We start from the raw sequence: 19,532 nt of genomic DNA on the forward strand, positions 1-19,532 counted from the left end.
TGATAAAAATGACTTAAATCAGCCTTATCTTAAGCCCTATCTCAATAATTTTATTTGCTTTAAATCACAAAGGATTAAAAAATAAAAAAACAGAATAGTTTTATCTTATAGCTTTATCAACCCAAACTATAAGATTTTAATTTTCAAAAACTTACAGCAAGCATAGTTATAAATACGTATCAATTTATCTTTCAAAAAAATCTACACCAGTTTTTAACTTGATTAAAGTTAGCATTTAGAAGTAAAAAATCATCTCAATAAATTTCTCTTATTTTTTTAAATAGTGACTTTTGTCATAAAAAAACTGCTCACAATGGAGCAGTTTCAAAATATTGATGCTCGAAAACATTAAAAAGCATTTATAATAGCTGAAAAATCATCCGCTTTAAGCGATGCACCACCTATCAATCCGCCATCTACATCGGGTTTTGAAAAAAGTTCTTTGGCGTTGTTAGGCTTTACGCTACCACCATATAAAATAGAGGTATTTTCAGATAAATCAGCGTCAAAGCGCTCAGTGATCTGTTGTCTGATAAACTCATGCATTTCCTGGGCCTGTTCGGGAGTAGCCGTTTCACCAGTTCCAATTGCCCAAACCGGTTCATAAGCAATAATAACCTTCTTCATTTGCTCTGCATTTAGATGAAAGAGACTATTTTCAAGTTGGCTTTTAATGGTTTCATTTTGACGATTGGCTTTTCTAGCCTCTAGCTCCTCTCCTACACAAAAAATTATTTGCATCGATTCGTCTAGCGCCGTATTAACCTTCTCAGCCAATAAATCATCGCTTTCATTATACAGATGTCTGCGTTCAGAATGCCCTATAATCACAGTTTTTACTCCAATACTGGTTAGCATAGATGCAGCAACCTCTCCCGTATGCGCTCCCTGCTTATGTGCATTACAGTTTTGTGCAATTACTTCTATATCAGAAACTTTTAGCATTTCTTTGACTGGGAATAACAAAGGGAAGCTAGGTGCAACCATCACTTTAACTTCTGAATGCATTTCATTCTTTTTTAAAGCCTCTAGCAAAGTTATTGATTCGGGCAGGTTGTTATTCATCTTCCAGTTTCCTGCAACAATTTTATCTCGCATAATTTTTTATTTAATTCGTTCTTATTTTTGGATCTAAATAGGCGTAAATTACATCTACCAAAATATTGATAAGCATAAACATACAGGCTATCACAATTACCGCGCCCATTATTATTGGTAAATCTAAGGTGTTAAGTGCGTCTACAATTTCTTTTCCTAAACCATTCCACCCAAAGATATATTCCACAAAAACTGCCCCTGCCAACATTGAAGCAAACCAACCAGAAATGGCAGTTACAACCGGATTCATAGCGTTTTTTAAAGCGTGCCTCCATACTATTTGATAGGTATTAAGACCTTTGGCTTTGGCGGTACGAATATAATCTTGACTCAACACATCGAGCAGAGAATTTCGCATTAATTGAATTACTACAGCCAAGGGCCTAATGCCTAAAACCAAAGCGGGTAGTATTAAATTTTTAAGTTGTAATTGATTGGCTTCACCAAAATCATCTAACTCATATAAACTTCCTGTGGTATTCAGACCGGTGTAGTTGTGCAAAACAAACCCAAACAGCCATGCAAATATAATGGCACTAAAAAATGAAGGGACACTCATACCTACCGTACTTAGTACTTGAATACTTTGATCTATCCAAGAGTCTTTTCTCAAAGCCGATAAAATGCCTAAAAAAACACCCAATAGCAAAGCAATACTAATTGCCGAAAATGCTAAAACAATTGTATTGGGAAGCGTTTCGGCAATCACCTGTCCGACCTGCTTATTGTTTTTTTGAAAGGATTCTCGTAGATAAGGTCTTTTGACAACACAAGTAAAAGAGTTTGTTTTGAACAAAGCGATAGCATCATATTTTCCTGTACTAAGAGCGGTGTAATGTGACTTATTATTTGCGTGGACCGATATGGGTGACAAGTCGTTTAAATAATACCCGTATTGTGTGGCTAAGCTTTGGTCAAATCCATATTTTTCTCGAATGATTTGCAATTGCTCTTCACTTTCATTCTGACCGAGCATCATTTGAGCGGGATCGCCGGGTAAAACTTGAAACAATAAGAAAATTACACTTATTACCCCCCAAAGGGTTAAGGCTGCATAAACTATCTTTTTACCAATGTATGTTATCAAAATTTAATCTAATGCAATTTTTTGAGCATCATTCCAATGCAGTTTTTGTTTGATGGTTCCTTCGTGAAGCAGAACCAAACCGGGGTTAGAACGCACAATAGTTTTAATAGTGGTTTCATCGGCAAAATAAAAATCTAGGTTTAGTTGAAAATCTTTATTAATTTCTTGGTATTCTGCCGCTCCAGAAGCCGATAAAGCTATTACTTTATAACCTTTCTCTTGAGCCTGTTGGAGAACTGGTTTGATTTTTGCCCAACCTTTACGTTCGGTTTTAGATAAATTATAAGCGCTAACGATTAAAACTTTTGGTTCATTTAATATTTCTCCGGTTAAGTCTTTACCGTTTATTTCTAATGCAAAATCGTGGATTGGTGGCACATAACCTTCAGCTACCATTTCGGTTTCTACCTCAACAAACTCTCCATCAATTGGCGGGTAGCTGCCTTGAGTAGTGTAAATTTTTTCCTCACCATCTACTTTGAATTTCCAATGGTAGTCGTAAATTGCTTCTGGTGCGCCTTCTGGAACTCGCATGGCCTCTTGAATATTAACCCCTTCTTTATAGGCTCTAAAATCTACAACCGGTAAATGCATTAAGACGTGATAAGCTAAGCCCAAACAACCTATAAAAGCCGCAAAAAATATCCATTTATGAGAATTTGGGTTAAAAATAGGTTGTATATATTTTTGATTAAAGAAAATTATAAGAATAAGCACACTTAAAACAACGTCTTTATAAAAGCTCTCCCAGGGCGTCAAGGGGATCGCATCGCCAAAGCATCCGCAATCGGTTACCTTATTAAAGTAAGCCGAATAAAAGGTTAAAAATGTAAAGAAAATAATCATTAGTAATATACTCCAGCTAGTAAATTTCTTTAAGTAACCGAGTAGTAAATTTACACCCAAAAGCACCTCAAAAATTACAATAAAAACCGCCAAAGCCAATGCATAAGGCACTAAAAAAGGCAGATTAAGAACGCTGGCTGCAAAATAATCTTGTAGCTTAAACGAAAAACCCACGGGATCATTAAGTTTTACTAAACCACTAAAGATAAAAAGTACACCTACAAATATGCGTGCAAAGTTTACAACTGCTTTCATAATTATTTTTTTTGCTGATTGAAATTAAGTAAAATAAGGGCAAATACGGCATAATTCACCATATCTTGATAATTAGCATCAATACCTTCGCTAACCAACGTTTTGCCTTGATTATTTTCGATTTGTTTTACCCGCAATAATTTTTGCAAAATCAAATCGGTTAAAGAGCTTACCCGCATTTCGCGCCAAGCTTCGCCATAATCGTGGTTTTTATTCAACATTAACTGTTTGGTTAAGGCAATTTGCTCGTCATAAACTTCTAGAGCTTGTTCTAATGACAAGTCAGGTTGCTGCGCAACACCTTTTTTAAGCTGAATCAAAGCCATCACGCTGTAATTAATAATGCCTATGAATTCTGGAATTTCCCCTTCGTCAACTTTTTGAACTTGATTTTCTTGCAATCCGCGAATGCGTTGTGCTTTAATAAATATTTGATCGGTTAGTGAAGGTAATCGCAGAATACGCCATGCGCTGGAGTAATCTTGCATTTTCTGACTAAAAAGAGCTCTACATTTTTGGATTACGGCATCGTATTGCTGCGCTGTTTGTTGCATAGAAAAGATGAATTTTGCGTAAATTTCGCATTTATAATTATAAAAATCAATTTTTAAGATGACAATTAATTGCAAAGGAAGCCTTATCGATTTGAGTTCACCTAAAATAATGGGTATATTGAATCTAACACCCGATTCTTTTTATGATGGTGGACAATATAAATCTGAAATACAAATACTTCAACAAACTGAAAAAATGCTTAGCGAAGGAGCCGATTTTATTGACCTTGGCGGATACAGCTCTCGTCCTGGTGCTAAAGAAGTGAGTGTAACGGAAGAGTGCCAGCGGGTGCTACCAGTAATTGAGCTTATTCTTAAAAATTTTCCCGAGACACTTATTTCAATAGACACATTTAGAAGTGAGGTCGCCGAAAAGAGTATTGGCGCAGGAGCAGCAATTATTAACGATATCTCTGCAGGAGAATTAGATCAGGCTATGTTATCAACAGCAGCCAAATTACAAGTACCCTACATTATGATGCATATGCGAGGAAACCCAAAAACCATGCAAAGCTTAACGCAATACCAAAATCTTACTCAAGAAATTATTTTTTACTTTTCAAAGAAAATACAGCAAGCTCGTGATCTTGGTCTTAATGATATCATCATAGACCCAGGATTCGGATTTGCTAAAACCTTGACTCAAAATTATAGCTTGCTAAATGAGCTTGAACTTTTACAGCAGCTTCAAGCACCAATCTTAATTGGCGTTTCAAGAAAATCAATGATTTACAAGCTATTAGACTCAAATGCACAGAACGCTTTAAACGGAACTACGGTCTTACACACACTGGCGCTACAAAAGGGTGCACAGATTCTTCGGGTTCACGATGTTAAAGAAGCTAAAGAATGTGTACTTATTCTAGACCAACTTAAAGATTAATTTATAAATTTACGAAAATCATTTTTTTTTGGATAGCATTAGTTTTTTAGAACTCAGAATATTAGACATTATAGACATCTTATTAGTAGCTATACTACTATATTATGTTTATCGCTTGGTTAAGGGCAGTGCAGCCATTAATATATTTATAGGCATTGTAATTATTTACCTTGTCTGGAAATTAACCCAATTGCTTCAAATGGAAATGCTAAGCAGCATATTAGGACAGTTTATTGGGGCCGGAATGTTCGCCTTAATTGTAGTTTTTCAGCAAGAAATAAGAAAATTCTTACTTATGGTTGGCTCAACCAATTTTGGTAGTAGGCGCAACTTTCTACGTCAGTTTAAATTCAATAAAAACAATGGTAATCAACTTGAAACCGATTTTAAATCGATAATTAAGGCTTGCCAGAAAATGGGTCAAAACAACACTGGTGCGCTAATTGTTATTAAAAGAAATACAAGTTTAGATTTTATAAAAAGCTCAGGAGATAGTATGCGCATTAAAGTAAACCAGCCTATTATAGAATCTGTTTTTTATCCAAACTCTCCTCTACATGACGGAGCTATGATTATCGAAGATAATACTATCACAGCAACAAGGGTTATTTTACCTGTTTCTAACGATAGAAACATTCCGCTGCGTTTTGGGTTGAGGCACCGCGCTGCTATCGGCATAACCGAAAAAACAGATGCTGTTGCCTTAGTGGTTAGTGAAGAAACTGGACATACCTCCTATATCAAAGATGGAAGTTTTGATTTATACGATGATTTGGAGGAGCTAGAAAAAAAACTAGAAGAAGATCTTTCATAAACTTCATCTATTTCATTAACTATTATATATCGTATTCGAGAAACTGCACTTCATAAAGGCTTTTATAATACCCTTCTTCTTTTTGAAGCAATTGTTGATGTGTTCCTATTTCAACAATTTTCCCAGCATCCATTACGATAATCTTATCTGCTTTTTTAACAGTTGCCAATCGGTGCGCTATAATAATAGAGGTTCTTCCTTTCGTAATCTTATCGGTAGCCTCCTGAATCAACTGTTCGCTATAACTGTCTACGCTAGAGGTGGCCTCATCTAAAACCAAAATGCTTGGTTTACTTACATAGGCCCTTAAAAACGCAATCAATTGCCGTTGCCCGCTAGACAACATCGTGCCTCTTTCTTTTACATTATATTGATACTTCCCTGGTAAGGTATTGATAAAATCGTGTACGCCAATTTCTTTCGCTGCAGCAATGACATCCTCTAAGCTTATCTTCGGGTTTTCTAATGTGATATTATTCTCAATAGTATCGGCGAAAAGAAAAACATCCTGTAATACAACAGCAATTTCATTCCGTAAAGATCTAAGCTGAAAATCCTTTATATTAATACCATCTATACTAATACTTCCGTCATTAATTTCATAAAACCTACTTAATAAATTTATGATAGTACTTTTACCAGCACCAGTTGCACCTACAATAGCTACCGTTTCTCCAGCTTTCACTTTCAAATCAATCCCTTTAAGCACTAACTCATCAGGTATGTAACCAAAGCTCACTTGTTTAAATTCAATATCTCCTTGAAGATTTTTTGCTATTAGAGTCCCTTGATCTTTTATTATGGCTTTGGTATCTAAAACCGCAAAAACCCGATTTGCGGCTACCATTCCCATTTGCAGGGTATTAAATTTATCGGCTATTTGTCGTAAAGGCCTAAACAACATTTGTATAAGCTGGATAAACATGACAATTATACCCAAATTTAATTCTTCGCCCGCTACAACCCTTAATCCTCCAAACCAAACTACTAATCCTATCGCAATCGAAGTTGCCATTTCTGCAATAGGAAAAAAAATAGAATTGTACCAAACTGTTTTAATCCAAGCATTTTTGTGTTTCTCGTTAATGGCTTTAAAACGAGCATATTCTACTTTCTCTCGATGAAAAATCTGCACTATTTTCATTCCTGTAAGCCTCTCTTGTACAAATGTGTTGAGATTAGAAACCTGTGTTCTGACCTCTTCAAAGGCCACTTTCATTTTTTTCTGAAAAACACGTGTAGCGTAAATAATCAGCGGTAAGATTAGAAAAACCAAGAGGCTTAACCTCCAGCTTTGATATAACATAAACCCAACTACCACAAGCATTTTCAATAAATCGCTAATAATCATGAAGAGCCCCTGGCTAAAAATACTTGCAATGGTTTCAATATCGCTTACAGCACGGGTAACCAACCTACCTACAGCAGATTGATCATAATATTGCTTTTTAAATTGCAGCATATGAGCAAACAATTTAACTCGTATATCCCGTATAACTTGCTGCCCAAGCCAATTCGCAAAGTAAATAAATCCAAACTGAGTAAGCACTTCTAACACTAAAGCTCCTAACATTAGCATAATAAAGTTAACCAGTAAACTCGCATCTTTTGGTACTATGCTTTGATTAATGACTACCTTGGTTAAATACGGGTTAACCACCCCAAGTAAAGAGAGCAAAATAGCTGTAAAAGCTACAAAGTAAAAGGTTTTTTTGTACGGATTAGTATACGTGAGTAAACGCTTAAACAACCTAAAATCAAATGCCTTACCCGTTTTATTTGCCATGGTTTGTAAAAATATGTGCAGGATAATCAACCTGCGTTAAATAAAGACCTCGAGCCGGCGCAGAAGCTCCAGCATTAGACCTGTTTTTAGATTGAATGATTTGGTGCATTGCTTTCGGTTCGCGTTTCCCGCTACCCACCTCTAATAAAGTTCCTACTATGGCTCTTACCATATTACGCAAAAAACGATTTGCTTTTATACTAAAAATAAGTTGATGGTCCACTTGTTTCCAACTAGCGTGCATAATGGAGCAATCAAAAGTAAAAACATCTGTCTTAACTTTTGAAAAAGATTCAAAATCGGTATAATCCAATAAAATATCGGCCGCCTCTTGCATTTTCTTTATATCTAAAGTACGTTTCACAAAATAACTTCCTTGATTTGTAAAAGGATTCTTTTGCGTATCAATTATATATTCATAACTACGCGCAGTGGCATCAAAACGCGCATGTGCCTCACCGGGGACCTCAAAAAGTTGAGAAATCGCAATATCTTTCGGCAGCAGGGTATTCATTTTGAAACAGAAATCGGTTTCGTTTAAGCTTTCTTTGCAATCAAAATGAGCAAACAATTGCTTAGCGTGAACACCAGCATCGGTACGGCCTGCACCCACAACAGCGGTGTAATTTTGCAAAGCAATTTGCAGCTTTTCTTCTAAGACTTCTTGTACGCTAATTACATTCGGTTGCCTCTGCCAGCCAAAATAAGCTGTACCGTTGTAAGCCAATTCGATAAAATACCTCAAACTATTTACCTATTTTTGCTTTGCAAAGATACATGAATCTATAGACCATGTAGGTCTTAAAGCATTAAACCCTGTTAAAAACCTCTTATTTTTTGAAAAAGATTCTCCTTTTAAGTGACACCCATTCACATCTTGATGATCGCATAATTACTTATGCCCGTCAAGCGGATGAAATATGGCACGCCGGCGATATTGGAAATTTAGAAGTAACCGATACTTTAAGTAGGATAAAACCTTTAAGAGCTGTTTACGGAAATATAGACGATGATAAAGCTCGGCGCAGTTTCCCTTTAGATTTGTTTTTTTACTGCGAACAGGTGAAAGTATACATGACTCATATAGGCGGTTATCCAGGAAAATATAATGCCCGAACAAAGCAATTAATTGAAACTGAAAAACCTCAGCTTTTTATTTGTGGACATTCGCACATTTTAAAAGTGATGTACGATAAAAACAATCAGGTTTTACATATGAACCCTGGCGCATGTGGTACCCACGGTTTTCATAATGTTCGCACAATGCTCCGCTTTGAAATTAATAAAGAAAAAATTGAAAAGCTAGAAATTATTGAGCTAGGAAAACGTGGTAATTTAAAATAAAAAAACCCAGTGAAAATCACTGAGTTTTTACGCACTAATACTACTAAGATATTAGGTTTATCGCAGTCGGTCTACAGATTTTACAAGTGCTTCATCCTTTTTGATGGCTTTATTAGCCAACACTAAAAAAACGATAGAAATGATAGGAAGAAACAACCCAATACCTTTCTCTGAGATATTCATCTCTCCAGGTACGATTAGAGACCAGTACACGAAAAATCCTAGTAAAATAAAGTTTAATATGATGTTGAGTCTGTTCATAACAAACTGCAATTTTCTATTTTTAAATAAAAAGATACTTACCAATGCCAATAAAGCACTCAATAGAAGTCCCGCTAAAACATAAGGTAGGTCTGTGGCATAAATTGGATTTGCATTGGGGTTCAACCACAAGCTAAATACAAATGACGCCATAACACTAACCACCAAACTCAGCAATAAATAAATACTTTGAATGCGTTGAATCATTTTTATCTTTTGATATGGATACAAAAATATAATATTTATTGTATTTGAAAACCCTAAAAAAGAAAATAAAATTGTATTATTGCAGTATCTATGCGTAACCACTTCAAACAAGGTTACTTAGAACTTCATAATTTTTTCAAAAAAAACATACATTTTACCAAACCGTCGTTTTTCACATATAGGTTTTGGTTTTAACACAAAACATTCAATAATATATTTTTTCAATAGATGTTAGAAATATCAGAATTAAAAGCAAAAAAGCTACCCGAGCTTAAAGAAATTGCCAAATCGCTCAATGTACCTAAGTACAACCGCTTAAAAAAATTAGATTTAGTTTATCAAATTTTAGATTACCAAGCGGCAAACCCGCACAAAGCCAAGGAGGCGTTAAGCGAGGAAGAGCCACAAACAAAACCTAAAGAAAAAAATATTGCAGAGGCTAGAAAGGAAGAAAAACCAAACAATCATTCAAAGCCTCTAAAAAAATCTCCTCATAAAGAAGGAGAGAAAGATCAAAAATCAGATAGATCTAAAAAACAACCCTCCAAACAAACTAAAAAGACCACTTCGCATCCTGATCAAGGAAAAAAAGCAAACGAGAGCTCTAATTCTAATTCTGGTCGCTCAAATCCCCAAAAAGAAAGGCAAAACCAGCACCCGAAACACGAGCAAAGTAAAAAGCAGGGCGATCGATCAAACGATAAAAAAGACCCTCAGCATAAAAATAAATCTCAAAATGGTAACAAAGATAAACGCAATAAATACCGCGAGCCCAATTATGAGTTCGATGCCATTATAGAAAGTGAAGGGGTTCTAGATATTATGCAAGATGGCTACGGGTTTTTACGCTCATCAGACTATAACTACCTTTCTTCACCCGACGACATCTACGTATCTCAATCACAGATTAAACTATTCGGGTTAAAAACTGGAGATACCGTTTTAGGACAAATAAGACCTCCAAAGGAGGGCGAAAAATATTTCCCGTTAATCAAAATTAGTAAAATAAATGGTTTAGACCCACAAGTGGTTAGAGACCGTGTATCTTTTGAGCACCTTACTCCTCTATTTCCACAAGAAAAGTTTAAACTAGCCGAAAGAGAAAGCAATTTATCTACGCGCATAATTGATTTATTCTCTCCTATAGGAAAAGGGCAAAGAGGTATGATTGTCTCGCAACCTAAAACCGGTAAAACGATGCTATTGAAAGATATCGCCAATGCCATTGCAGCCAATCACCCAGAAGTTTATCAAATCGTTTTATTAATAGATGAGCGCCCAGAAGAAGTTACCGACATGCAGCGCCACGTAAATGGTGAAGTTGTTGCTTCAACCTTTGACAAAGAAGCGCACGAACACGTTCGCGTTGCCAATATCGTATTAGAAAAAGCAAAACGCTTGGTTGAATGCGGCCACGACGTAGTAATTTTACTTGACTCTATTACTCGATTGGCACGAGCTTATAACACTGTACAACCCGCCAGTGGAAAAGTACTAAGTGGTGGTGTAGATGCAAATGCCTTACACAAACCAAAACGCTTTTTTGGTGCGGCAAGAAATATTGAAAAAGGAGGGTCTTTATCTATTATAGCGACCGCTTTAACCGATACAGGCTCTAAGATGGACGAGGTGATTTTTGAAGAATTTAAAGGTACGGGTAATATGGAGCTGCAGTTAGACCGTAAAATTGCTAACCGTAGAATATTCCCTGCCATAGACCTTACCTCTTCAAGTACCCGTAGAGATGATATGCTACACGATGAAAATACAATTCAGCGTATGTGGGTACTTAGAAAATATCTAGCAGATATGAATCCTATAGAGGCCATGGAGTTTATAAACGACAAAGTAAGAAACAGTTTAAACAACGAAGAATTTCTTATCTCGATGAACGGATAGAAAGATTGTATGACACTCAACATAAAAACCGATTGGGATTATACATACCAATCGGTTTTTTTATATTTAAGAGCTATAGAAACTTCACGATCTAGCTAGAAATAAAAAAACCTTCCAAAAAGGAAGGTTTCAAAATTTTTGAACACTAACTAAAACTTACAGAGCAGCAACGTGCTTTGCTAATTTAGATTTTAAATTACTTGCTTTATTAGTGTGAATTACATTTTTCTTCGCTAATTTATCGATCATTGAAACAACAGAAGGATATAGCTTCTCTGCCTCCGCCTTATCAGCCGCTTTTAATTTCTTTATGGCATTACGGGTAGTTTTATGCTGGTAGCGATTTCTCAAACGCTTCACATCATTACTACGTATTCTCTTTAATGCCGACTTATGATTTGCCATAACTCTATTTCTTATCTCATTAATTAAATTGTAGTCCGTAGGGGATTCGAACCCCTGTTACCAGGATGAAAACCTGGCGTCCTAACCCCTAGACGAACGGACCATTAGCTTACTTATTTCAAAAACAAACCAGTTGTTTGTTACTTTGTAGTCCGTAGGGGATTCGAACCCCTGTTACCAGGATGAAAACCTGGCGTCCTAACCCCTAGACGAACGGACCATTATTGCTTGAATGCGGATGCAAAAATAAGACTTATTTTAAATGCACCAAACAAAATTTCAATTTTTTTTAAACTTTTTTTAATAAGCCTTAGCAAACAAAACACGTTGATTAGACGGCTTACCAGTCAATACGCAGTTACCTGATTCATTTTCAGTATCAAAAGGAATACAGCGAATGGTTGCCTTAGTCAGTTCTTTAATTCTCTCTTCCGTTTCGGCTGTCCCATCCCAATGAGCTGAAATAAAACCACCTTTTTCTTTTAATACTTTTTTGAATGTTTCAAAATCTTCAACTTTAGAAATGTGTTCATTTCTGTAGTTAAGTGCCTTATTAAATAGATTATCTTGAATTTCAACCATTAGATCTTTCACTTTCTCTACAAGTTCATCTTGTTTTATAAATTCTTTGGTAAGGGTGTCCCGTCTAGCCAACTCTACTGTACCTTTTTCTAAATCTTTTGGTCCTATTGCCAAACGTACAGGAACCCCTTGTAATTCATATTGAGCAAATTTCCAGCCTGGTTTATGTGTATCACGATCGTCAAATTTCACCGAAATACCGGCTTCTCTAAGATTTTGGGCAATTATATGTGCCTTTTCGGCAATTTGTTTTAATTGCTCCTCTCCTTTATAAATAGGAACTATAACCACTTGATTCGGCGCTAATTTTGGCGGCAACACAAGTCCTTTATCATCGCTATGGGTCATAATTAGGGCTCCCATTAATCGCGTAGACACCCCCCAACTTGTGGCCCAAACGTGTTCCAATTTACCTTCTTTGCTAGCATATTTCACATCAAAGGCTTTCGCAAAATTTTGACCTAAAAAATGTGAAGTTCCAGCTTGAAGGGCCTTCCCATCTTGCATAAGGGCTTCAATACAATAAGTTTCTTCTGCACCCGCAAAACGTTCACTTTCGGTCTTTTTACCCTGAATAACCGGAATTGCCATAAAATTTTCTACAAAATCAGCATACACGTCATTCATTTGCTTGGTTTCAAACAGAGCCTCTTCTCTTGTTTCGTGAGCGGTATGCCCTTCTTGCCACAAAAATTCGGCTGTTCTTAAAAACAAACGTGTACGCATTTCCCAGCGTACCACATTGGCCCATTGGTTAATCTTAATAGGTAAATCACGGTAAGATTGTATCCAACCTTTGTAGGTATTCCAAATAATAGCTTCTGAGGTTGGCCTAACCACTAGTTCTTCTTCTAATTTTGCCTCTGGATCTACAATTAATTTTGATGCATCATTAGGATCGGTTTTTAATCTATAGTGAGTTACTACCGCACATTCTTTCGCAAATCCCTCGGCATTTTTTTCCTCGGCTTCAAATAAACTTTTCGGTACAAATAAAGGAAAATAAGCATTCTGATGCCCTGTCTCTTTAAAACGCTTATCTAGCTGAGCTTGCATTTTTTCCCATATGGCATAGCCATAAGGTTTAATCACCATACACCCTCTAACAGCAGAGTTCTCTGCTAGATCTGCTTGTACAACAAGCTCATTATACCACTTTGAATAATCTGTACTTCTTGAGGTTAGCTTATTTGCCATATATCTATCTTTGGCACAATGCTTGTGCTATTGTTAATGAATTTTTAGTTTAGGCAAAACTAGTTAAATTTGAAATGTTCAACAATAAAATACAAAAGATATGCATCTTAATTCTATAAATATATTGAAATACGCATCTTGGCCACTTGGGATAGGGATGCTATTTTTACTGCTATCGTGTGGCACGTATCAGAATACGTCTATTCCTCAAGATGGCATATACAATCAAAACTTAAATCGACCTACTGCTGCACAACAGCAACGACAAAATGAAAAAGCTGGTTACTACCAAAATTACTTTAAAGAGCAAGGCGAGCAAATCGCTATGGCTCAAGGAGTAAACCAAGAGAATGAAGTTTTTACCGATATTGACAATTACACTACGCAGAGCAATTATCAAAACAACGGTCAGGAAGATATAATCTACGAAGATGAGGAATACACCTACAACAATGCTAGTTGGGGATCTAACCCAACCGAGGTTAACATCACCGTTATCGATAGAAATCCTTATTTATTTTCCGGTTTTTATCACCCTTGGGGGATATGGAGCGCTCCTTTTCACGGCGCCTGGTATGGCGGTTATTACGGCGCTTGGGGATGGGGTTGGCACAACCCTCGATTTGGCTGGGGATCGGCCTATTGGGGATGGGGACACCCTTATAATTACTGGGGCGCTTGGAATCACCCATTTTATGGTGGCGTGGCTTATCATCCTGCCTATCATAATTATAGACACTCAATAGCCTATCACGATGCAACTAGAAATTATCGCAACACGCGTAATAGCAATTACAGACGCAATGCCGGTGATAGCTATCGTAGAAATGCCTCAGAAAGCTACCGTAGAAATTCAAATAGCGGTATAAACAGAAGTAGCAATAATAGCATTCGGAGAAGTCAATCAAGAACGACTATAAAAAACACCCGTGGCATTAATGCGAGAGGTGATAGCCGTTACCAAAGCAATCGAGGCGTAAACAGAAATTCATCGGCTACTCAAAACAGTAGAAGAAGTGGTTACTACAACCGAAGCGCACGTTCTAGCACCAGAAGTTCGAACTCTATAAACCGTAGGTCTACAAATTCAAGCAATCGCACTTATTCGCCTAGTCGATCAACCCGCAATTCGAGCTCTACAAGATCTTCTAGCTCTAGCCGATCAAGTAGCGGAACAAGAAGCAGCAGGGGTAGTTCTTCTCGTCGTTCTCCTAGATAAAAATATCTTTATGAAAAAAAAATATATAAGTATAATAACAGCAGCATTTATCTCAACAATAGGTGCTGCTCAAAGTATTAATGAGGCCCTAAATTTTGGACAGTCTGATGTTTTAGGAACGGCACGTTTTACGGCCATGAGCGGAGCTTTTGGCGCTTTGGGTGGTGATTTATCTGCGCTCCAAGTAAATCCTGCTGGATCCTCAATTTTTCTGCATAATACCGCTGGGTTTACCTTTGGTTATCAGCATCTCAAAAACAATTCTTCTTTTGCCGGTGAAAATGGAGCTGCGAAAGAAAATGAATTTCACATTCCTCAAGCTGGGGCAGTCTATGTTTTTGAAAATTACAATCCTCAAGCCACTGTAAATAAATTCAGTTTTGGTCTCACCTATGATCAGCAAAAAAATTTGGAACAAAATTTTCTTGCTCGAGGAACAAGCAACGAGACTATCGGTTCCTACTTTACAAATTTAGCTAATGGTATTCCCCTTGATTTGTTCACCACACGGCCTGGTGAATCTTTAGATGATCTATACCGATTTTTAGGCGAAACAAACTTCAACAACCTTGGAGTTACCAATTCCGAACTGCAAACAGCTTACTTGGGTTACGAAACATATCTTTTTGATCCAGCAGATCCGAATGATTTAGAAAACACGCAATATAGTTCAAATACTACCACCAACAATACTTATCATTCCTATAGTCAACAAGGCACAGGCTTTAATGGTAAATTCTCTTTAAATGGCTCCTTAGCTTTGCAAAACAGATTTTATTTAGGACTTAACCTAAATGCTCATTTTATTAATTATGAACGCATTACAAGCTATTTTGAAAGACCTGACACTGGCAGCAGATTATCCTCAATTTACTTCGAAAACAACCTGAGCACAGTGGGTTCAGGATTTTCTTTTCAATTAGGTGGAATAGCTAAGGTTAATGAGGTTTTACGACTTGGATTGAGTTACGACTCTCCTACTTGGTATACAATTTCTGATGAAACGACCCAATATCTAAGCACCTCAAGTCAAGAATTTGGTAATGCTACTGCTAATCCTTTTATTGTGAACGTTTTTCCAAATTATAAACTTAGGACACCAGGTCAAATAAAAGCAAGTGCAGCTTTGATTTTTGCACCTTCAACACTGGTTAGTTTAGATTACGGCTATAAAAACTATGGTAATATTAAATTGCGACCTAGAGAAAATCAAAACTTTGAAATACAAAATAAAAACTTAAGCGATGGACTAACTGCTGCCTCAAGCATAAAGATGGGTGTAGAACATCGTATTAAAAATTGGAGTTTACGTGCAGGAGCTCGTTTTGAACAATCTCCATTTGAAAATAAGGATTTACAAGACGATCTTTACGGATTTTCAGCTGGTTTAGGATATAATTTTGGTCGAATAAAAATAGATTTTGCCTATAGCTACTATCAGGTAAACATGCAACAAGACCTATTAAAAACAGGCTTAAGCAATACTGTGCAATTAGAAAGAAATGATTCTAACTACATAATGAGTTTTATATTTGATATGTAGGCAAGTAGTTTAAGTTCTGTCTGTTTATTACCAATTCTTTAGGTGTAAAGCTTTTGTTACGATTTTTGAAAACTTAATCATAGGCCAAAATTAAGTTAAAAACTATAATGTTTTTGCCTTGCCGAATAAAGCTTTAGTTTAGAAAAACATAAATGCTTATCTTTGCCCACTTAAAATCGATAGAGGTTTATAAAATGAAAATTGATAATATCTTGGAAAATATAGAAGAAATTGGTGACAACCATGTAAGTTCTAGCGCAGAGAATCCGCTAAGAAAAGATGCGTTTGAAAAAACAGATGAAGAAAAGATTGCCATAATACAGCAAGACGTTCACAATATATTAAAGACTTTGGGTTTAGACTTAGAAGACGATAGCTTAAAAGGAACTCCTCTTCGCGTTGCTAAAATGTTTGTGAATGAGTCTTTTGCCGGTTTACACCCCAAGAGAAAACCTAAAGCTTCTGTTTTTCAAAACAATTACAAATATGGGGAAATGCTAGTAGAGAAAAACATTACGGTTTATTCTACTTGTGAACACCATTTACTACCTATCGTTGGTCGCGCTCACGTGGCCTATATTTCAAATGGTACTGTTGTGGGGCTATCAAAAATGAATAGAATTGTAGACTACTATGCCAAAAGACCTCAAGTGCAAGAGCGCTTAACTATGCAAATTGTAGCTGAACTTCAAAAAGCACTAGGCACAGACGATGTGGCTTGTGTTATCGACGCCAAGCATCTTTGTGTCAACAGTCGAGGAATACGAGATATTGAAAGTAGTACCGTTACAAGCGAATTTGGTGGTAAGTTTAAAGACAAGAATATAAAAAGAGAGTTTTTAGACTACATCAATATGGATACTGAATTTTAAAATTTTAAGTTCATTACACCAAGTTAAAAATTATACCCATGCCCTTATACGAAAATCAAGAGTTAAAAATTTACAATTCTCTTACGGGAGAAAAAGAACGTTTTAAGCCTATCACGAAAGATTATGTGGGAATGTATGTTTGTGGCCCCACTGTCTACAGTAACGTGCATTTAGGGAACTGCCGAACCTTTATTTCTTTTGATTTAGTTTTCAGGTATTTAAAGCATTTAGGGTATAAAGTGCGTTACGTGCGTAATATAACAGACGCTGGTCATTTAGAAAACGATGCCGAAACTGGCGAAGATCGAATTGCAAAGAAGGCTCGTTTAGAAGAAATTGAACCCATGGAAGTGGTTCAAAAATACACGGTAGACTTTCACCAGATTTTACATCAATTCAATAACTTACCACCAAGCATTGAGCCTACTGCGACAGGTCATATTATTGAGCAAATAGAACTGATCAAAAAAATTATTGAAAAAGGCTTAGCTTATGAAGCCAACGGCTCTGTTTATTTTGATGTTATAAAATATAACCAAAGTAAACACTATGGTATTCTGAGTAAAAGAAAATTAGAAGATATGATTGCGAATACCCGCGAACTCGACGGGCAATCAGATAAAAAGAATCCACAAGATTTTGCTTTATGGAAAAAAGCTGAACCGCAGCACATTATGCGCTGGCCGTCCCCTTGGGGTGTTGGGTTTCCCGGTTGGCACCTAGAATGCACCGTAATGAGCTCCAAATATTTAGGAGAGTCATTTGATATTCACGGAGGAGGAATGGACTTAAAATTCCCTCATCACGAATGTGAAATTGCTCAAGGAGAAGCCGCACACGATAAGTCTCCTGTGAACTATTGGATGCATGCCAACATGCTTACCTTAAATGGTAAAAAAATGGCCAAAAGTACCGGTAATAATATTTTACCAAAAGAATTATTTTCTGGTAACAATGATGTATTGAGTAAATCTTATAGTCCCTCGGTTACCCGATTTTTTATGCTTCAGGCCAACTACAGAAGTATTCTCGATTTTTCAGATGAAGCTCTGCAGGCGGCAGAAAAAGGTTTTAATCGCTTAATGGAAGCCATAAGCTTAGTCGAATCACTTCCAGAATCAAATCAAAGCAGTTTGAACATCAGTAAATGGCGCCAAAACTGCTACGATGCTATGAATGATGATTTTAATAGTCCAATTCTAATTGCACATCTTTTCGAGGCGGTAAAAATGATAAACGCAGTTCGTACAGAACAAGCTAAAATAACCGCTGCAGACAAAGTGCTACTATCTGAAACAATGCATAATTTTGTTTTTGATGTTTTGGGTTTAATTCCTAATATTGACCTTGTTAGTGGTCAAGATAGAAATCGCGTAGAAAAATTAGTAGAATTACTTATTAGTTTAAGAAAAAAGGCTCGCGATAACAAAGATTTTTCACTTAGTGACTTAATAAGGGACGAACTTAACAAAGTGGGTATTCAGTTAAAAGATAGCCGTGAAGGCACATCTTTTACCATTAAAAATGATTAAGAAAATATTTATAGCGCCTTTCTTAGCTTTAATTTGGCTCTATAAAAAATTTATCTCGCCACTTACACCTGCGACTTGTCGATTTAGTCCAACCTGTTCTTCTTACGCACAAGAAGCACTTAAAAAACATGGATTATTTAAAGGTGGTTATTTAAGCTTTAAAAGATTCTCAAAATGTCATCCTTGGGGAGAAAGTGGCTATGATCCCGTTCCTTAATTCAAACCACTGATTTAATTCTACAATCTCTACTCTAAGCTAAATATATCCTTATATTTACGCTGTCAACAGTAAAAATTAGTATATGATAAGTAATGCCATAGTATGGGATCCGTCTTTAGGAATTGATTTAGGCTTTTTTACGCTTAGATACTACAGTATGATGTATGTTATTGCGTTTGCATTGGGGTGGTATATCATCAAAAAGATGTTTGCCCACGAAAATATATCGGAAGAAAAACTAGATCCTTTATTTCTTTATACCGTTATCGCGACCCTACTAGGAGCTCGCTTAGGTCATGTTTTCTTTTATCAATCTGAATTAATTTTTGAAGACCCACTATCTATTCTTTTACCAGCCAGATTTAATCCAGAATTTGAATTTACAGGATTTCAAGGCTTGGCCAGTCACGGAGCAGCCATAGGTATAATCTTAGCGATGTATCTGTATTCCAAAAAAATTCTAAAAAAACCAATGCTATTTATACTAGATCGCATTGTATTACCCGTAGCCATTGGTGGGGTTTTTATTCGGATAGGTAATTTTATTAATTCTGAAATTATTGGTAAACCCACTTTTTCTGACTATGGTGTAATCTTCGCCCAACTAGGCGAAAATTTCCCTAGGCATCCAGCTCAATTATATGAGGCTGGTTGTTATGTTATCGTGTTTATTATTCTTTCTTATCTTTATTGGAGCACCAACAGCAAGGAAAAGCTCGGTTTTATTTTCGGAGCATTTTTAGTAATGCTCTGGAGTGTTCGCTTTATGGTAGAATTTGTTAAGGAAGCACAAGTAGATCAACGTGCCGAATGGGCTTTAAATACAGGACAATGGCTAAGTTTACCTTTCATTGCCATCGGTTTATTATTAATTGTTCGCGCCCAGCAACAATTCTCGAAGAATTAATATTGCTTCCCTTAAAGGAAA

The 19,532-nt window shown here is 36.4% G+C and carries 19 protein-coding genes and 2 tRNA genes; 10 read left to right on the forward strand and 11 right to left on the reverse strand.

Features of this window, described 5'->3' with window-relative positions; genetic code table 11:
* Positions 1–348: 348 nt before the first annotated feature.
* The 4 genes from tpiA to ACFSQ0_RS01795 are packed head-to-tail and all read right to left on the reverse strand — an operon-like array spanning position 349 to position 3,840.
* On the reverse strand, positions 349–1,098 hold the full coding sequence (gene tpiA, locus ACFSQ0_RS01780) for a triose-phosphate isomerase (protein ID WP_379043285.1): 750 nt from the start codon (positions 1,096–1,098) through the stop codon (positions 349–351).
* A 10-nt stretch (positions 1,099–1,108) separates the two neighbouring features.
* Entirely contained in the window at positions 1,109–2,185 is a 1,077-nt protein-coding gene (locus tag ACFSQ0_RS01785) for an ABC transporter permease (RefSeq protein WP_379043288.1), read from the reverse strand.
* 3 nt (positions 2,186–2,188) lie between these two features.
* Positions 2,189–3,286, reverse strand: a complete 1,098-nt coding sequence (locus ACFSQ0_RS01790) for a BT_3928 family protein (RefSeq protein ID WP_379043291.1) — start codon at positions 3,284–3,286, stop codon at positions 2,189–2,191.
* A 2-nt stretch (positions 3,287–3,288) separates the two neighbouring features.
* Complete coding sequence (locus tag ACFSQ0_RS01795; RefSeq protein ID WP_379043294.1) at positions 3,289–3,840, reverse strand: DUF1599 domain-containing protein; 552 nt, start codon at positions 3,838–3,840, stop codon at positions 3,289–3,291.
* Between the two features lie 58 nt (positions 3,841–3,898).
* On the opposite strand from ACFSQ0_RS01795, the gene folP reads away from it, so the two are divergent.
* Together folP and cdaA are read left to right on the forward strand one after the other, a co-directional pair.
* Positions 3,899–4,723, forward strand: coding sequence for a dihydropteroate synthase (folP, locus tag ACFSQ0_RS01800; protein WP_379043297.1), 825 nt, complete (start codon positions 3,899–3,901; stop codon positions 4,721–4,723).
* A gap of 37 nt (positions 4,724–4,760) precedes the next feature.
* The gene (gene cdaA, locus ACFSQ0_RS01805; protein WP_379043572.1) at positions 4,761–5,537 is read left to right on the forward strand and encodes a diadenylate cyclase CdaA; all 777 of its coding nucleotides are present in this window, start codon (positions 4,761–4,763) and stop codon (positions 5,535–5,537) included.
* 22 nt (positions 5,538–5,559) lie between these two features.
* On the opposite strand, the gene ACFSQ0_RS01810 is transcribed toward cdaA, so the two are convergent.
* Positions 5,560–7,323, reverse strand: coding sequence for an ABC transporter ATP-binding protein (locus ACFSQ0_RS01810; protein WP_379043300.1), 1,764 nt, complete (start codon positions 7,321–7,323; stop codon positions 5,560–5,562).
* Positions 7,313–8,068: a tRNA pseudouridine(38-40) synthase TruA gene (gene truA / locus ACFSQ0_RS01815; protein ID WP_379043303.1), complete on the reverse strand. Its 756-nt coding sequence runs from the start codon at positions 8,066–8,068 to the stop codon at positions 7,313–7,315. The genes ACFSQ0_RS01810 and truA overlap by 11 nt, the downstream gene beginning before the upstream one ends.
* A gap of 92 nt (positions 8,069–8,160) precedes the next feature.
* On the opposite strand from truA, the gene ACFSQ0_RS01820 reads away from it, so the two are divergent.
* A complete protein-coding gene (locus ACFSQ0_RS01820) occupies positions 8,161–8,667 on the forward strand; it encodes a metallophosphoesterase family protein (RefSeq protein WP_379043306.1) in 507 nt (168 codons plus the stop codon).
* Between the two features lie 57 nt (positions 8,668–8,724).
* On the opposite strand, the gene ACFSQ0_RS01825 is transcribed toward ACFSQ0_RS01820, so the two are convergent.
* Positions 8,725–9,135: a DUF4293 domain-containing protein gene (locus ACFSQ0_RS01825; RefSeq protein ID WP_379043309.1), complete on the reverse strand. Its 411-nt coding sequence runs from the start codon at positions 9,133–9,135 to the stop codon at positions 8,725–8,727.
* A 228-nt stretch (positions 9,136–9,363) separates the two neighbouring features.
* Here ACFSQ0_RS01825 and rho point away from each other — a divergent pair, with 228 nt between their 5' ends.
* Positions 9,364–11,034 (forward strand): transcription termination factor Rho, encoded by a 1,671-nt coding sequence (rho, locus tag ACFSQ0_RS01830; protein ID WP_379043312.1) that lies wholly within the window; start codon positions 9,364–9,366, stop codon positions 11,032–11,034.
* A 156-nt stretch (positions 11,035–11,190) separates the two neighbouring features.
* Here the strand turns inward: rho and rpsT are convergent, their stop codons facing one another.
* The 4 genes from rpsT to proS form a co-directional block, all read right to left on the reverse strand.
* Complete coding sequence (gene rpsT / locus ACFSQ0_RS01835; RefSeq protein WP_147860608.1) at positions 11,191–11,439, reverse strand: 30S ribosomal protein S20; 249 nt, start codon at positions 11,437–11,439, stop codon at positions 11,191–11,193.
* 31 nt (positions 11,440–11,470) lie between these two features.
* A tRNA-Glu gene (locus ACFSQ0_RS01840) sits at positions 11,471–11,542 on the reverse strand.
* A 45-nt stretch (positions 11,543–11,587) separates the two neighbouring features.
* Positions 11,588–11,659: transfer RNA gene (locus ACFSQ0_RS01845), tRNA-Glu, on the reverse strand.
* Between the two features lie 80 nt (positions 11,660–11,739).
* Positions 11,740–13,218 carry a proline--tRNA ligase gene (gene proS, locus ACFSQ0_RS01850; RefSeq protein ID WP_379043316.1) on the reverse strand — a complete coding sequence of 493 codons (1,479 nt, stop codon included), beginning with the start codon at positions 13,216–13,218 and terminating at the stop codon, positions 11,740–11,742.
* 100 nt (positions 13,219–13,318) lie between these two features.
* Here proS and ACFSQ0_RS01855 point away from each other — a divergent pair, with 100 nt between their 5' ends.
* The 6 genes from ACFSQ0_RS01855 to lgt all read left to right on the forward strand — a co-directional run bounded on the left by ACFSQ0_RS01855 (position 13,319) and on the right by lgt (position 19,511).
* Positions 13,319–14,437, forward strand: coding sequence for a hypothetical protein (locus tag ACFSQ0_RS01855; protein WP_379043319.1), 1,119 nt, complete (start codon positions 13,319–13,321; stop codon positions 14,435–14,437).
* 10 nt (positions 14,438–14,447) lie between these two features.
* Complete coding sequence (locus ACFSQ0_RS01860; protein ID WP_379043322.1) at positions 14,448–15,980, forward strand: OmpP1/FadL family transporter; 1,533 nt, start codon at positions 14,448–14,450, stop codon at positions 15,978–15,980.
* Between the two features lie 194 nt (positions 15,981–16,174).
* Positions 16,175–16,852, forward strand: coding sequence for a GTP cyclohydrolase I FolE (gene folE / locus ACFSQ0_RS01865; RefSeq protein WP_379043575.1), 678 nt, complete (start codon positions 16,175–16,177; stop codon positions 16,850–16,852).
* Positions 16,853–16,890: 38 nt separating this feature from the next.
* Positions 16,891–18,384, forward strand: coding sequence for a cysteine--tRNA ligase (gene cysS / locus ACFSQ0_RS01870; RefSeq protein ID WP_379043325.1), 1,494 nt, complete (start codon positions 16,891–16,893; stop codon positions 18,382–18,384).
* Positions 18,377–18,601, forward strand: coding sequence for a membrane protein insertion efficiency factor YidD (yidD, locus tag ACFSQ0_RS01875; protein WP_379043328.1), 225 nt, complete (start codon positions 18,377–18,379; stop codon positions 18,599–18,601). The genes cysS and yidD overlap by 8 nt, the downstream gene beginning before the upstream one ends.
* 85 nt (positions 18,602–18,686) lie before the next feature.
* Complete coding sequence (gene lgt / locus ACFSQ0_RS01880) at positions 18,687–19,511, forward strand: prolipoprotein diacylglyceryl transferase (RefSeq protein WP_379043330.1); 825 nt, start codon at positions 18,687–18,689, stop codon at positions 19,509–19,511.
* Positions 19,512–19,532: the final 21 nt, after the last annotated feature.

The sequence above is a fragment of the Mesonia sediminis genome (assembly GCF_042684705.1).
GTDB lineage: Bacteria > Bacteroidota > Bacteroidia > Flavobacteriales > Flavobacteriaceae > Mesonia > Mesonia sediminis.

Excerpts from the sequence above, each read along its gene's own strand:
- tpiA (WP_379043285.1), bottom strand. The coding sequence starts at position 1,098 with ATGCGAGATAAAATTGTTGCAGGAAACTGGAAGATGAATAACAACCTG.
- ACFSQ0_RS01790 (WP_379043291.1), bottom strand. The coding sequence starts at position 3,286 with ATGAAAGCAGTTGTAAACTTTGCACGCATATTTGTAGGTGTACTTTTT.
- ACFSQ0_RS01795 (WP_379043294.1), bottom strand. The coding sequence starts at position 3,840 with ATGCAACAAACAGCGCAGCAATACGATGCCGTAATCCAAAAATGTAGA.
- folP (WP_379043297.1), top strand. The coding sequence starts at position 3,899 with ATGACAATTAATTGCAAAGGAAGCCTTATCGATTTGAGTTCACCTAAA.
- ACFSQ0_RS01810 (WP_379043300.1), bottom strand. The coding sequence starts at position 7,323 with ATGGCAAATAAAACGGGTAAGGCATTTGATTTTAGGTTGTTTAAGCGT.
- ACFSQ0_RS01825 (WP_379043309.1), bottom strand. The coding sequence starts at position 9,135 with ATGATTCAACGCATTCAAAGTATTTATTTATTGCTGAGTTTGGTGGTT.
- rho (WP_379043312.1), top strand. The coding sequence starts at position 9,364 with ATGTTAGAAATATCAGAATTAAAAGCAAAAAAGCTACCCGAGCTTAAA.
- rpsT (WP_147860608.1), bottom strand. The coding sequence starts at position 11,439 with ATGGCAAATCATAAGTCGGCATTAAAGAGAATACGTAGTAATGATGTG.
- proS (WP_379043316.1), bottom strand. The coding sequence starts at position 13,218 with ATGGCAAATAAGCTAACCTCAAGAAGTACAGATTATTCAAAGTGGTAT.
- ACFSQ0_RS01855 (WP_379043319.1), top strand. The coding sequence starts at position 13,319 with ATGCATCTTAATTCTATAAATATATTGAAATACGCATCTTGGCCACTT.
- ACFSQ0_RS01860 (WP_379043322.1), top strand. The coding sequence starts at position 14,448 with ATGAAAAAAAAATATATAAGTATAATAACAGCAGCATTTATCTCAACA.
- folE (WP_379043575.1), top strand. The coding sequence starts at position 16,175 with ATGAAAATTGATAATATCTTGGAAAATATAGAAGAAATTGGTGACAAC.
- cysS (WP_379043325.1), top strand. The coding sequence starts at position 16,891 with ATGCCCTTATACGAAAATCAAGAGTTAAAAATTTACAATTCTCTTACG.
- yidD (WP_379043328.1), top strand. The coding sequence starts at position 18,377 with ATGATTAAGAAAATATTTATAGCGCCTTTCTTAGCTTTAATTTGGCTC.
- lgt (WP_379043330.1), top strand. The coding sequence starts at position 18,687 with ATGATAAGTAATGCCATAGTATGGGATCCGTCTTTAGGAATTGATTTA.